Genomic DNA, 12,582 nt, shown 5'->3' with positions numbered 1-12,582 from the left:
CAGAGACACCTGCCCCGGGTAAACCCGGGCGCCACGCGCTTGATCTGGTTTCAATTCATAACGAAACTCGTTCGTTTCCGGAGACAGACACAGGGGTCGAGATGGTTCGAAAATGGCTGGGGATGTGTGCGTGGATGATGGCGGCGGTTGCGGCGCACGCAGGAGACGAGGGTGTCACACCGACCGAAATACGGCTGGGCGCCTCGCAGGTGCTCTCCGGCCCGCTGGGGCCGCAGACCCTGCAATACGGCGAGGGCGCCCGCCTGATGTTCGACGCGGTCAATGCCGCGGGCGGCGTGCACGGCCGCAAGATCAGCTTCACCACCCTGGACGACGGTTTCGATCCAAAGCGGGCGGTGGAGAACACACGCAAGCTGATCGGGGAACAGAAGGTGTTCATGCTGTTCAACAGCTCCGGCACCGCGCAGACCGCCGCCGTGCTGCCCCTGCTCAAGGAGTCTGGCACCATCCTGTTCGGGCCGGTGACCGGTGCGTCGTCGATGCGCGAGGGCGTCAACCCCCACCTGTTCCATGTGCGCGCGAGCTACGCCAACGAAACCGAGCGCATCTTTTCCCAGCTCAAGCAGATCGGCGTGACCCGCGTGGCCTTCTTCTACCAGGACGACGGCCTGGGCAAGACGCTGCTGGGCGAGGTCAAGAAGGCGTCCGCTGCACTGAACCTGCCGCTGGCAGCCGAGATCAAGGTCGACCCGGCCGCACCGGACTTTGCCGCCGCTGCCGCCGCCACCGCGCAGGTCAACCCGCAGGCGGTGATCGTGGGTACCGCCGGCCTGACCTTCCCCCAGTACGTCAAGGCGGTCGGCACCACGGCGGCGCGCCCCACCTTCTATGGCTATTCGGTCGCCAGCCTGGACGTGATCAACCGGGAGCTCAAGGACAAGGCCCGCGGCATCATCCTGGCGCAGATCATGCCGTCGCTGCGCAACGCCACCATTCCGGTGGTGGCGGAGTACCTGAAGCTGCTCAAGGACAAGAGCCCCGATGCCGCGCCATCGGCGTCGCAGTTCGAAGGCTTCGTGCACGCGCGGCTGCTGGTGGAAGGCCTGCGGCGCACCGGCCGGGACCTGAGCACCGCATCGTTCACACGCACCCTGGAAAGCGCCGGCGAGATCGCCTTCGGGCGCTTCACCGCCAAGTACTCGCCCAAGTCCCACAACGGTTCGGACTATGTGGAGCTGGCCATCATCGATGGCCAGGGGCAGCTGCGGTACTGAGCCCGGCGCCCGTCGGACTCAGGTGTCCTTGGAGATCTTGATGGTCGGGAACTTGCTGGAGAAGTCCTTGGCCTTGGCCGCAATCTTGATCGCCACCTGGCGCGCCACCGTCTTGTAGATGCCGGCGATCTCGCCCTCGGGATCGGCCACCACCGTGGGCCGGCCGCTGTCGGCCTGCACGCGGATGCTCATGTTCAGCGGCAGCTCGCCCAGGAAGTCCATGCCGTATTCGGCCGCCATCTTCTTGCCGCCTTCGGCGCCGAAGATGTGTTCGGTGTGGCCGCAGTTGGGGCAGCAGTAGACCGCCATGTTCTCGACGATGCCCAGGATGGGCACGCCCACCTTCTCGAACATCTTGATGCCCTTGCGCGCGTCCAGCAGGGCAATGTCCTGCGGCGTGGTCACGATCACCGCGCCGGTCATCGGCACGCGCTGCGACAGCGTGAGCTGGATGTCGCCGGTGCCCGGCGGCATGTCGACGATCAGGTAGTCCAGGTCTTTCCAGTTGGTCTGGCGCAGCAGCTGCTCCAGCGCCTGCGTGGCCATGGGGCCGCGCCAGATCATGGCCTCGTCCTTGTCCACCAGGAACCCGATGGAGATGACCTGCACGCCGTAGTTCTCCAGCGGCTCCATAGTCTGGCCGTCGGTGCTCTCGGGACGGCCTTCGATGCCCATCATCATGGGCTGGCTGGGACCGTAGATGTCGGCGTCCAGGATGCCGACCTTGGCGCCCTCGGCGGCCAGCGCCAGCGCCAGGTTGACGGTGGTTGTGCTCTTGCCCACACCACCTTTGCCCGAGGCCACGGCGATGATGTTCTTCACGTTGGGCAGCAGCTGCACGCCGCGCTGCACCGCGTGCGGGATGATCTTGACTGTGAGGTTCACCGACACGTTTTCCACGCCCGGCACGCTCTTGGCGGCCTCGATCAGCCCGCGGCGCAGCGCCGGAATCTGGCTCTTGGCCGGGTAACCGAGCTCCACGTCGAAGGACACATCGCCGGCGTCGGCCTGCAGGTTCTTCAGGGCCTTGGTGGACACGAAGTCCTTGCCGGTGTTGGGATCGGTCACCGCCTGCAGGGCGGCAAGGAGCGCTTGGGTGTCGACGGCCATGAAACGGGCTCTCCGGGTACTGGGGTGAGGTTATGAAGAATCGCACCGAAGTCTAACGGCCCCGGCATGCCCCGCCTAAAATTGCGGGTTCCCCCGAATGAAAGCCTTCCGACATGAGCCAGCGCCGCCTGTTCGTCACCACCGCCCTGCCCTACGCCAACGGCCACTTCCACATCGGCCACATCATGGAATACATCCAGGCCGACATCTGGGTGCGGTTCCAGCGCATGCAGGGCCACGAGGTGCACTTCGTCTGCGCCGACGACGCGCACGGCGCGCCGATCATGATCGCGGCCGAGAAGGCCGGCAAGACGCCGCAGCAGTTCGTGGCCGACATCGCCGCCGGACGGCCGCAGTACCTCAACGGCTTCCATATCGGTTTCGACAACTGGCACAGCACCGATGGCCCTGAGAACCACGAACTGGCGCAGGACGTGTACCGCGCCCTCAAGGCCAACGACCTGATCGAGACCCGCACCATCGAGCAGTTCTTCGACCCCGAGAAGAACATGTTCCTGCCCGACCGCTTCATCAAGGGCGAATGTCCCAAGTGCGGTGCGAAAGACCAGTACGGCGACAACTGCGAGGTCTGCGGTGCGGTCTACGCCCCCACCGAACTGAAGAACCCCTACTCCGCCCTGTCGGGCGCGACGCCGGTGCTCAAGCACTCGGACCACTTCTTCTTCAGGCTGTCCGACCCGCGCTGCCTGGACTTCCTCAAGGGCTGGACCACCAGCGGCGCCGTGCAGCCCGAGGTGCTCAACAAGATCACCGAGTGGATCGCGCCCGGCGAGGACGGCAAGCCCAAGATGGGCGACTGGGACATCAGCCGCGACGCGCCCTACTTCGGCATCGAGATCCCCGATGCGCCGGGCAAGTATTTCTATGTCTGGCTCGACGCGCCGATCGGCTACCTGGCCTCGCTCAAGAACTACTTCGGCAAGACGGGACGCGACTACGAGGCCTTCATGGCCGACCCGTCCACCGAGCAGTACCACTTCATCGGCAAGGACATCATCACCTTCCACACCCTGTTCTGGCCCGCGATGCTCAAGTTCAGCGGCCGCAAAGTGCCCAACGCGGTCTTCGTGCACGGCTTCCTGACCATCAACAACGGCGAGAAGATGAGCAAGAGCCGGGGCACCGGCCTGTCGCCGCTGAAGTACCTGGAACTGGGCATGAACCCCGAGTGGCTGCGCTACTACCTGGCGGCCAAGCTGTCGGGCAAGAACGAGGACGTGGACTTCAACGCCGAAGACTTCATGCTGCGCGTCAACAGCGACCTGGTGGGCAAGTTCGTCAACATCGTCTCGCGCTCGGCCGGCTTCATCACCAAGCGCTTCGGTGGCCAGCTGACACAGAGCTTCGACGAACAGGGCACAGCCCTGCTGGCCGACATCCGGGCCGCGGCGGGCGGCATCGCCACGCACTACAACGAACGCGAGTACGGCAAGGCCATGCGCGAGATCATGGCGCTGGCCGACCGCGTCAACGCCTACGTGGACCAGCACAAGCCTTGGGACCTGGCCAAGGACGCCGCCAACGACGCGCGCCTGCAGCAGGTCTGCTCGGTGCTGGTCAATGCCTTCACCGCCCTGGCCCGCTACCTCGCGCCCGTGCTGCCCGAACTCGCCGGCAAGGTGCAGGCGCTCACCGGTGCCGACCTGAAGGACTGGCGCAACGCTGCGAATGTCGCGGCCATCCAGCCCTATCAGCACCTCATGCAGCGCGTGGACGTCAAGCAGCTCGACGCCCTGTTCGAGCCGCCGCCGGCGCCCGAAGAACCCAAGATCGTGCCGGGCGGTGAGGAGATCGCGCCCACCATCTCCATCGACGACTTCGCCAAGGTCGACCTGCGCATCGCGCAGATCGTCAAGTGCGAGGCGGTGGAAGGCTCGACCAAGCTGCTGCGCCTGACGCTGGACGTGGGTGAAGGCCGGACGCGCAACGTCTTCAGCGGCATCGCCAGCATGTACAAGCCCGAAGACCTCGAAGGCAAGCTGACGGTGATGGTGGCCAACCTGGCGCCGCGCAAGATGAAGTTCGGTGTCAGCGAGGGCATGGTGTTGGCCGCCAGCCACGCCGACGAGAAAGCACAGCCCGGCATCCACGTGCTGCAGCCCTGGCCAGGCGCCCAGCCGGGCATGCGCATCCACTGAACGGCCACCGCCCGTGTTCGCCCCCATCCGCGGCTTCACCGCCCTGCAGCGCACGCCGCAGGCGGACCTGAAGCTGGGCACGGTGCTGGCCTTCGTGGCCGGCGCCGCCAACGCGGGCGGCTTCCTGGCCGTGGGCCAGTACACCTCGCACATGACGGGCATGCTCTCCGCGCTGGCCGACAACCTGGTGCTCGGCCAGTTCGTGCTGGTGGGCGCCGGACTCGTCTCGGTGCTCGCCTTCGTGCTGGGCGCCATGAGCACCGCCTGGATCGTCAACTGGGGCATGCGCCGGCAGCTGCGCAGCGCCTACGGCCTGCCGCTGCTGCTGGAGGCCGTGCTGTTGCTGGTCTTTGGCCTCTTTGGCGCCGTCATGAGCCTGTGGCACACCGTGTTCCTGCCGGTCACGGTGGTGCTGCTCTGCTACATCATGGGCCTGCAGAACGCGGTCATCACCAAGATCTCGCAGGCCCGCATCCGCACCACGCACGTGACCGGCCTCGTCACCGACCTGGGCATCGAACTGGGCAAGCTGCTCTACGTGAACCGGCACCCGGACGTGCAACCGGTGCGTGCCGACCGCGAGCGCCTGCGGGTGCACGCCCAGCTGGTCCTCAGCTTCCTGGTCGGCGGCATCGCCGGCGCCCTGGGCTTCAAGCACCTGGGCTATGTGAGCACCCTGCCGCTGGCCCTCGCGCTGCTGCTGCTGGTGCTGCGCCCCTTGCTGGACGACTGGCAGCGCCTGCGCGCCAGCTGAACCGCCGGGACCGCCTCAGCGGGCCCGGTCCAGCGCCGGGTCGCGCACCGACCCGGTCGAGATCACCCGCAGGTCCGGGCTGAAGATGACCGTGAACACCTGGCTGTCGCTTTCATTCGGGCCATCGCGCCACCGCCAGTCGTAGTGGACCTCCTTCTTGAGGGCGTACTCGGTCACCTTCATCGGTTTGCCCAGCAACTTGCGCACATCCTCCATGGCCATGCCGGGCTTGATCTCGGCGAAGGTCCTCGGGTTGAGCACCTGCCGCAGGGCGGCCATCTTGCCGTCCGGGCCGATGGTGATCTGGTAGTTCTGGTAGCCCTCGGGCTGGCGGTTGTATTCGTAGATCTGGGCGCCGTCCGGCCCGTCCCACATCGCCTCGGGTGCCCCGAATTTCTCGCGCACATCGGCCTCGGTCGAGACACCCTCTTCGAGTTCGCTGATGGCGCGCTGGTCGCAGGCTGTCAGCAACACAGCCCCCAGCAGGAGGCATCCCAAGCGGTTGAACATCTGTGAAGTCATGGGTCGCACCGGGAAGGCAAAGACTCAGTGTAAACCCCGAGATCATCGACCCCCGCGCCACGGCACGGGGGTGTGCAAACGGTAACATCTGGCGATGCTGAACAACCTGCCCCCGCTGGCGCCGTTCCGGCCCCGCCTGTTCCAGGACATCCGTGGCTACAACAGCGAGAAGCTGGTGCGCGACATGGGAGCTGGCGCCACGGTGGGCATCGTGGCGCTGCCACTGGCCATGGCTTTTGCCATCGCCAGCGGACTCAAGCCGGAGGCGGGACTGTGGACGGCCATCGTCGCCGGCTTCCTCATTTCCGCCCTGGGCGGCACCTCGGTGCAGATCGGCGGCCCGGCCGGCGCCTTCATCGTCATCGTCTACGGCATCGTCGAGCGCTACGGCGTGGCCAACCTGCTGATCGCCACCGCCAGCGCCGGCGTGCTGCTGTTCCTGCTGGGCCTCTTCCGCCTGGGCACCCTGGTGCGTTACGTGCCGGTCAGCGTGGTGATCGGCTTCACCAACGGCATCGCGGTGCTGATCGCGCTGTCGCAGGTGCGCGACTGGCTCGGGCTGGACATCGCCAAGATGCCGGGCGACTTCTTCAGCCAGATCGCCACCATCGCCCAGCACCTGGGCAGCTTCAACCCCTACGCCTGCCTGCTGGGTGCGCTGTGCGTGGTGGGCCTGTTCATCTGGCCGCGACTGTGGGCGGTGGACTCGCAGTTCAGACGTCAGCTGGAACAGGTCGACACCATCAGCGCACTCAAGGCCACATCGCGGCTGCCGGCACCGGTGGTGGCGCTGGTGACGCTGACGCTGCTGGCCTGGCTGCTGCAGATGCCGGTCGAGACCATCGGCTCCCGCTTCGGCGGCATCCCGCAGGGCGTGCCCGCGTTCGAACTGCCCGACTTCAGCTGGCAGACCGTGAAGCTCTTGGTGACGCCCACGCTCACCATCGCGCTGCTGGGCGCGATCGAGTCGCTGCTCTGCGCGCGTGTGGCCGACCAGCTCAGCGACACCCCCAAGCACGACCCGAACCAGGAACTCATGGCACAAGGGGTGGCGAACTTCGCCGTCCCGTTCTTCGGCGGCATGCCGGCCACCGGCACCATCGCGCGCACGGTGACGAACATCCGCGCAGGGGCGGTGTCCCCGGTCGCGGGCATGGTGCACGCCGGCACGCTGGCCGCCGTGGTCTTGATTGCCGCGCCGCTGGCGCAGCACATCCCGCTGGCGGTGCTGGCCGGCGTGCTGCTGTTCGTGGCCTGGAACATGGGCGAGTGGCGCGAGTTCGGTCGCCTCAAGCAGTTCACCAACCACTACCGCCTCATGATGGTCTCCACCTTCCTGGTGACCATCGTGTTCGACCTCACCGTGGCGGTGGAACTGGGCCTGGTGCTGGCCTGCCTGCTGTTCGTGCGGCGCCAGAGCGACATCTTCCGCGCCGACCCGGTGCCCCAGCAGCATCCCGGGCAGCTCCACTTCAGGCTCTACGGCTCGCTGTTCTTCGGCGCCGTCGCCAAGATCGACCCCATCGTGGCGGCGGTCGAGCGGGCGCCGGCGGGCCTGGCGGTGACGCTGGATGCCAGCCGGCTGATCTCGCTGGACACCACCGGGCTGGACGCGCTGGAACAGCTGCACAAGGCCATCCTGAAACGCGGGGGCACCCTGGCGCTGACCGAACTGAACCCGCAGCCGCAGTCGCTGATCGAACGCTCCGGCTTCGGCGCCCGGCTGCGCGGCGAGGCGGCCGACCGGCACGCCGGATGAGCCGGGCCGACCAGTAAAATGGCAGGTTTTCCGCTGACCGGCGCCCTGCGCCTTCTTGCCATGAGCATTTTCGGCCGCCCCCACTACACCTCCGACACCACCCAGTTCATCGACCAGCTCAAGTCCAGCCGGCCCGAGATCGAGCAGGGGCAGCTCGAAGGGCGTTCGCTCCTGTGGGACAAACAGGTCGACCGCGACCTGCTGGCCCAGGCGCAGGCCGCGCGCGTGCCGCAGCAGCCCTACGTCTACCAGACCCAGCCCGACCCGCACTGAGCCCTGCCGTCCCGAGACTGCGATGAGCAACGAGGCCGGCGCACTCGATGCGCCCCCGGAGGGCCTGGATGCCGTGCTGCCCGACGTGGTCGACCAGGTGGCGCTGGCGCGCCTGTACGGTGAGCCGCTGTTCGACCTGCCGCGCGACCTGTACATCCCACCAGACGCGTTGCAGGTCTTCCTAGAGGCCTTCGAGGGCCCGCTGGACCTGCTGCTCTACCTGATCCGCAAGCAGAACTTCAACATCCTCGACATCCCGATGGCGGCGGTGACCCGCCAGTACCTGAGCTACGTCGACGAGATCCGCGCCAGCAACCTCGAACTGGCGGCCGAGTACCTGCTGATGGCGGCCATGCTGATCGAGATCAAGTCGCGCATGCTGCTGCCGCCCAAGAAGACGGCCGAGGGCGAAGAGGCCGAAGACCCGCGCGCCGAGCTGGTGCGCCGGCTGCTCGAATACGAACAGATGAAGCTGGCCGCCCAGCGCCTGGCCGAAGTACCGCAGTACGGCCGCGATTTCCTGCGCGCCCAGGTCTACGTCGAGCAGGCGCTGCAACCCCGCTTCCCCGATGTCAGTGCCCTGGATCTGCAGTCGGCCTGGCGCGACATCATGAAACGCGCCAAACTGGTCCAGCACCACAAGATCAGCCGCGAGGAACTGTCGGTGCGCGAGCACATGAGTATCGTGCTGCGCCACCTGCAGGGCCGCAAGTTCGTCGAGTTCGGCGAGCTGTTCGACACCACCCGCGGCCCGCAGGTCATGGTCGTCACCTTCATCGCCATGCTCGAACTGGCCAAGGAAACCCTGATCGAGCTGACCCAGGCCGAGGCCTTCGCGCCGATCTACGTCCGTCTGGCGTACACCCCTGCATCATGACCACCCACCATTTCGACGTCCTCATCATCGGCAGCGGACTGGCCGGCCTGACCGCCGCCCTCAAGCTGGCCCCCACCCACCGCGTGGCGGTCGTGACCAAACGCGGCATCTCGGACGGTTCCAGCAACTGGGCCCAGGGCGGCATCGCCGCCGTGCTGGCCGAAGGCGACAGCTACGCCTCGCATGTCGACGACACCCTGGTGGCCGGCGCCGGCCTGTGCGACCTGGAAGCCACCCAGTTCACGGTGGAGAACGCTCCGGCGGCCATCGCCTGGTTGCAGGAACTGGGCGTGCCCTTCTCCACCGAAAACGGCGAACTGCACCTGACCCGCGAGGGCGGCCACACCCACCGCCGCATCGTGCACGCCACCGACGCCACCGGCGCCGCCGTGCAGGCCACATTGAGCAGCCTGGCGCGCAAGACCCCCGGCATCACGTTCTTCGAGAACCACATGCTGGTGGACCTGATCACCGATGCCAAGCTGCCCGGACAGCAGCACGGCACCGCCACCCAGCGCTGCCACGGCGCCTATGTGCTGGACGTGGACCGCGACGAGGTCGAGACCTTCAGTGCGCCACACACCATCCTGGCCACCGGTGGCGCGGGCAAGGTCTACCTCTACACCACCAACCCGGACACCGCGACCGGCGACGGCATCGCAGCCGGCTGGCGCGCGGGCTGCCGGGTCGGCAACATGGAGTTCATCCAGTTCCACCCGACCTGCCTGTACCACCCGCACGTCAAGAACTTCCTCATCACCGAGGCCGTGCGCGGCGAGGGCGGCCAGCTCAAGCTGCCGCCCCACCTGGGCGGCCACCGCTTCATGCCCGACCACGACCCGCGCGCTGAACTGGCGCCGCGCGACATCGTGGCCCGAGCCATCGACTACGAGATGAAGAAGCACGGCCTGGACTGCGTGCACCTGGACATCTCGCACAAGAGCCCGGAGTTCCTGAAGGAGCATTTCCCCAACATCCTGGCGCGCTGCGCCGAGCTGGGCATCGACATCACGAAGGAGCCGATCCCGGTCGTTCCAGCCGCGCACTACACCTGCGGCGGCGTGGTGACCGATCTGGCCGGCCGCACCGACATCGAAGGCCTGTACGCGGTGGGCGAGACCACCTGCACCGGCCTGCACGGCGCCAACCGCCTGGCCAGCAACTCGCTGGTCGAGTGCATGGTGTTCGCCCAGGCCGCGGTCAAGGCCATCCACACCGCCACCACAACGTCCCGGCCCGAGATTCCCCTGTGGGACGCCAGCCGCGTCACGGACGCCGACGAACAGGTGGTGATCTCGCACAACTGGGACGAGCTGCGCCGCTTCATGTGGGACTATGTGGGCATCGTGCGCACCAACAAGCGGCTGGAGCGCGCGGCCCACCGGATTGCCCTGCTGCAGGGCGAAATCCAGGAGTTCTACGCCCAGTTCCACGTCACGCGCGACCTGCTGGAACTGCGCAACCTGGTCCAGGTGGCCGATCTGATCGTCATGTCGGCCATGCTGCGCCGGGAAAGCCGCGGTCTGCACTACAGCCGCGACTACCCGGACAAGCTCCCGGAAGCCCGCCCGACCATCCTCGTTCCTCCCGCGCGCTGATCTTCCGCACCAGCAGTGGTGGTGAACGTCTCGCGCTACAGTAAGGGGATGATCACCGACCCCGGCAGCCTCGCCCCGCCTGCACCACAGGCCCATCCCGCCGCCAGCGCGGCGGCGGCGAGCTTTGCCGCGCTGCTGGGTCGGCTGGACTACCTGGGTGCGGCCGACATCGAAGCGATCCGGCGCGCCTACCGATTCGCCGACGAGGCCCACCTGGGTCAGCTGCGCAAGAACGGCGATCCCTACATCACCCACCCGATTGCGGTGGCGGCCCAGTGCGCCGAATGGAAACTGGACGCCCAGGCGCTGATGGCGGCCCTGATGCACGACGCGATGGAAGACTGCGGTGTGAGCAAGGTCGAACTCGTTGAGCGCTTCGGCGCGCCGGTCGCGGACCTGGTCGATGGCCTGACCAAGCTGGAGAAGCTGGCCTTCGACACCCGCGAACAGAACCAGGCAGAGTCCTTCCGCAAGATGCTGCTGGCGATGGCCAAGGACGTTCGGGTCATCCTGATCAAGCTGGCCGACCGCACCCACAACATGCGCACCATGGGCGACATGCCGCGCAACAAGTGGCAGCGCATCAGCAGCGAGACACTGGAGATCTACGCCCCGATCGCGCACCGCCTCGGTCTGAATTTCACCTACCGCGAGCTGCAGGACCTCTCGTTCCGCTTCCTGCACCCCTGGCGCTACGAGGTGCTGTCCAAAGCGCTGAACAAATCCCGCACCCGCCGCAAGGACCTCATCGCCCGCGTGCAGAAAGAGGTGGAGGGCGCGTTTGCCCGCCACGGCATGCAGGTGCGCATCGTCGGTCGGGAAAAGACGCTTTATTCCGTCTACCGCAAGATGGACAGCAAGCACCTGTCGTTCTCGCAGGTGACCGACATCTACGGCTTTCGCATCGTGGTGCCCGAGCTGACCGACTGCTACACCGGCATGGGTCTGCTGCACCAGCTCTACAAACCGGTGCCCGGCAAGTTCCGCGACTACGTGGCCATTCCCAAGGTCAACGGCTACCAGTCGCTGCACACCACCCTGATCGGCCCCTTCGGCACCAACATCGAGTTCCAGCTGCGCACCCACGCGATGGACGTGGTGGCCGAGTCCGGCGTCGCAGCCCACTGGCTCTACAAGGCCAACGAGCCCAACAGCGACACCACCCAGCGCCTGGGCACACAGTGGCTGCAGTCCCTGCTGGACATCCAGCAGGAAACGCACGATGCCAGCGAGTTCTGGGACCACATCAAGATCGACCTGTTCCCCGACGCGGTCTATGTGTTCACGCCCCAGAGCAAGATCCTCGCGCTGCCGCGGGGTGCCACGGTGATGGACTTCGCCTACGCCATCCACAGCGGCGTGGGCAACCGCGCAGTGGGTGCCCGCATCAACGGCGAACAGCGACCTCTGCGCACAGAACTCGCCAACGGCGATGTGGTGGAGATTCTCACCAGCGAGTCCGCCGAACCCAACCCGGCCTGGCTGTCCTTCGTCAAGACCGGTCGCGCGCGCTCCAAGATCCGGCACCACCTCAAGACGCTCGCACAGGAAAAGACACATCTGCTTGGTGAGCGCATGCTGGCGCAGGCACTGCGCTCCGAAGGCATCGCCCAACTCCCCGATGCCAGTGGCGAGCACAAGGCCACCTGGGACAAGCTGCTGCGTTTCACCGGCACCAAGTCGCGCGAGGAACTGCTGTCGGACATCGGCATGGGCAAGCGCATCGCCAGCATGGTGGGCAAGAAGCTCGCCGTGCTGCTGGCCGAAACCGGGCTCAAACCCGACGCGGTGCTCATCAGCACCGAGCGCTACGCCGCCGGTGAGGACGGCTCGGTTTCCCAGGGGGTCGTCAGTCTGGATGGCAGCGAAGGCCTGTCGGTCCAGTTCGCGCGCTGCTGCCAGCCGATCCCGGGCGACCGCATCGTGGGCTATCTTGGCCGCGGCGAGGGACTGACGGTGCACACCGAAGACTGTCCCACCGGCAAGCGCCTGCTGGCGCGAGACGGTGAGCGGTTCCTCCAGGTCGAATGGGCCGATGAGCCCACGCGCCCGTTCGATACCACCGTGGTGGTCACCGTGACCAACGGCAAGGGGGTTCTGGCTCGCGTGGCCTCCGCCATCGCCTCGGCCGAGGCGGACATCACCCACGTGGACATGGGCGACGAGCCCGCACAGACGGCCACCGACATCCGCTTCTCCGTGGCCGTGCGCGACCGGGTGCACCTTGCCGAAGTGCTGCGCAGCCTCAAGCGGACCACCTCGGTGATCAAGGCGCAGCGACTCCGCGCCAATTGA

At 66.8% G+C, this 12,582-nt stretch carries 10 protein-coding genes; 8 read left to right on the top strand and 2 right to left on the bottom strand.

Annotation, left to right across the window (positions count from 1 at the left end):
• Positions 1-122: 122 nt before the first annotated feature.
• Positions 123-1,235, top strand: coding sequence for an ABC transporter substrate-binding protein (locus tag HPF_RS06665; RefSeq protein ID WP_243721694.1), 1,113 nt, complete (start codon positions 123-125; stop codon positions 1,233-1,235).
• 18 nt (positions 1,236-1,253) lie between these two features.
• Here HPF_RS06665 and apbC read toward each other — a convergent pair whose 3' ends face one another.
• On the bottom strand, positions 1,254-2,345 hold the full coding sequence (gene apbC, locus HPF_RS06660; RefSeq protein ID WP_079367040.1) for an iron-sulfur cluster carrier protein ApbC: 1,092 nt from the start codon (positions 2,343-2,345) through the stop codon (positions 1,254-1,256).
• Between the two features lie 113 nt (positions 2,346-2,458).
• Between apbC and metG the strand changes: the two genes are divergently transcribed.
• Together metG and HPF_RS06650 are read left to right on the top strand one after the other, a co-directional pair.
• A complete protein-coding gene (gene metG, locus HPF_RS06655) occupies positions 2,459-4,504 on the top strand; it encodes a methionine--tRNA ligase (RefSeq protein WP_133156119.1) in 2,046 nt (681 codons plus the stop codon).
• A 13-nt stretch (positions 4,505-4,517) separates the two neighbouring features.
• The gene (locus HPF_RS06650; RefSeq protein WP_133156118.1) at positions 4,518-5,258 is read left to right on the top strand and encodes a YoaK family protein; all 741 of its coding nucleotides are present in this window, start codon (positions 4,518-4,520) and stop codon (positions 5,256-5,258) included.
• A 15-nt stretch (positions 5,259-5,273) separates the two neighbouring features.
• On the opposite strand, the gene bamE is transcribed toward HPF_RS06650, so the two are convergent.
• Positions 5,274-5,780, bottom strand: coding sequence for an outer membrane protein assembly factor BamE domain-containing protein (gene bamE / locus HPF_RS06645; RefSeq protein ID WP_243721693.1), 507 nt, complete (start codon positions 5,778-5,780; stop codon positions 5,274-5,276).
• Positions 5,781-5,874: 94 nt separating this feature from the next.
• Between bamE and HPF_RS06640 the strand changes: the two genes are divergently transcribed.
• The 5 genes from HPF_RS06640 to HPF_RS06620 are packed head-to-tail and all read left to right on the top strand — an operon-like array spanning position 5,875 to position 12,582.
• The gene (locus HPF_RS06640; protein WP_066149596.1) at positions 5,875-7,539 is read left to right on the top strand and encodes a SulP family inorganic anion transporter; all 1,665 of its coding nucleotides are present in this window, start codon (positions 5,875-5,877) and stop codon (positions 7,537-7,539) included.
• A 60-nt stretch (positions 7,540-7,599) separates the two neighbouring features.
• On the top strand, positions 7,600-7,812 hold the full coding sequence (locus HPF_RS06635; protein ID WP_066150860.1) for a DUF3460 family protein: 213 nt from the start codon (positions 7,600-7,602) through the stop codon (positions 7,810-7,812).
• A gap of 22 nt (positions 7,813-7,834) precedes the next feature.
• Positions 7,835-8,689 carry a segregation and condensation protein A gene (locus HPF_RS06630; RefSeq protein ID WP_066149593.1) on the top strand — a complete coding sequence of 285 codons (855 nt, stop codon included), beginning with the start codon at positions 7,835-7,837 and terminating at the stop codon, positions 8,687-8,689.
• Positions 8,686-10,287 (top strand): L-aspartate oxidase, encoded by a 1,602-nt coding sequence (nadB, locus tag HPF_RS06625; RefSeq protein WP_079367044.1) that lies wholly within the window; start codon positions 8,686-8,688, stop codon positions 10,285-10,287. Before HPF_RS06630 ends, nadB begins: the two co-directional genes overlap by 4 nt.
• A gap of 48 nt (positions 10,288-10,335) precedes the next feature.
• On the top strand, positions 10,336-12,582 hold the full coding sequence (locus HPF_RS06620) for a RelA/SpoT family protein (RefSeq protein WP_127802958.1): 2,247 nt from the start codon (positions 10,336-10,338) through the stop codon (positions 12,580-12,582).

Source organism: Hydrogenophaga pseudoflava (genome assembly GCF_004353865.1).
Lineage (GTDB): Bacteria > Pseudomonadota > Gammaproteobacteria > Burkholderiales > Burkholderiaceae_C > Hydrogenophaga > Hydrogenophaga pseudoflava.
Note: the sequence above shows the minus strand (reverse complement) of the source record. Positions and strands in the feature narration are given on the sequence as shown.